A 1,519-nucleotide genomic window follows, 5' to 3' on the forward strand; every position below is an offset into this window, starting at 1 on the left:
GCCCCCACCCGGCCACCCATAGGGTACTATCGTTGGGTGGCCGGGTGGGGGCGCGGGCCGGTGCCGCCTCTCGCTAAAAAAGAAGAGGATCTGCCTCGATGAACAAGATCTACCCCAGTGCGGAGGCCGCGCTGGAAGGCGTGCTCAAGGACGGCCTGCTGATCGCCAGTGGCGGTTTCGGGCTTTGCGGCATCCCTGAAAGGCTGCTCGACGCGATCCGCGATGCGGGCGTGAAGGACCTGACGTTCGCCTCGAACAATGCCGGCATCGACAACGAAGGCATCGGCAAGCTGCTGCGCACCAAGCAGGTGAAGAAGATGATCTCGTCCTACGTGGGCGAGAACAAGGAATTCGAACGCCAGTACCTCGCCGGTGAACTCGAGGTCGAGTTCTGCCCGCAAGGCACGCTGGCCGAGCGCATGCGCGCGGGCGGCGCGGGCATTCCGGGCTTCTACACCAAGACCGGCGTGGGCACGCAAGTCGCCGAGGGCAAGGAAGTGAAGCAGTTCCGCGGCGAGGACTATATCCTCGAGGAAGGCATCTTCGCCGACCTGTCGATCGTCAAGGCGTGGAAGGCGGACGCAACCGGCAACGTCGTGTTCCGCAAGACCGCGCGCAACTTCAACGTCCCCGCCGCCACGTGCGGCAAGGTCTGCGTGGTCGAGGTGGAGGAGATCGTCCCCACCGGCTCGCTCGATCCGGACGCGATCCACCTGCCCGGCGTCTTCGTCCAGCGCATCGTCGTGGGCGCACCTTACGACAAGAAGATCGAGTTCACGACGACGCGTGAAAGGGAGGCCGTCTGATGCCCTGGAATCGTAACGAAATGGCCGCCCGCGCGGCGAAGGAACTGCAGGACGGGTTCTACGTGAACCTCGGCATCGGCATTCCGACGCTAGTGGCGAACTACGTGCCCGAGGACATCACCGTCACCCTGCAGAGCGAGAACGGCATGCTCGGCATCGGTCCGTTTCCCTACCCGGACGAGGTCGATCCCGATCTCATCAATGCGGGCAAGCAGACCATCAGCGAACTGCCGCACTCGGCCTATTTCGACAGCGCCACCAGCTTCGGCATGATCCGCGGCGGGCACATCGACCTGACGGTGCTGGGCGCTATGGAAGTGGCCGAGAACGGCGACATCGCCAACTGGATGATCCCCGGCAAGATGATCAAGGGCATGGGCGGCGCCATGGACCTCGTCGCGGGCGTGAAGAAGATCATCGTCGTCATGGAGCACACCTCAAAGAACGGCGATCCCAAGCTCATCCCCGCCTGCACCCTGCCGCTGACGGGCGTGGGCGTGGTGGACATGGTGATCACCGACCTCGCGGTGTTCCAGCGTCCGGATCACGACAGCCCGTTCAGGCTGATCGAACTCGCGCCCGGCGTGACGGCCGAGGAAGTCGCCGCGAAGACGACGGCGCATTACGTGAGCTGACCGCGGGAAGGCCCACCCCCGACCCCTCCCGCAAGCGGGAGGGGAGAAGAACGACCAAGCCCTCCCGCTTGCGGGAGG

The 1,519-nt window shown here is 64.8% G+C and carries 2 protein-coding genes; both read left to right on the forward strand.

Going from position 1 to position 1,519, the window contains the following annotated elements:
* The first annotated feature begins 98 nt into the window (after positions 1-98).
* Positions 99-806, forward strand: coding sequence for a CoA transferase subunit A (locus ACYPYD_RS15040; protein WP_036531044.1), 708 nt, complete (start codon positions 99-101; stop codon positions 804-806).
* Positions 806-1,441, forward strand: coding sequence for a CoA transferase subunit B (locus ACYPYD_RS15045; RefSeq protein ID WP_036531046.1), 636 nt, complete (start codon positions 806-808; stop codon positions 1,439-1,441). The genes ACYPYD_RS15040 and ACYPYD_RS15045 overlap by 1 nt, the downstream gene beginning before the upstream one ends.
* Positions 1,442-1,519 lie beyond the last annotated feature (78 nt).

The organism is Novosphingobium sp. 11B (assembly GCF_054589055.1).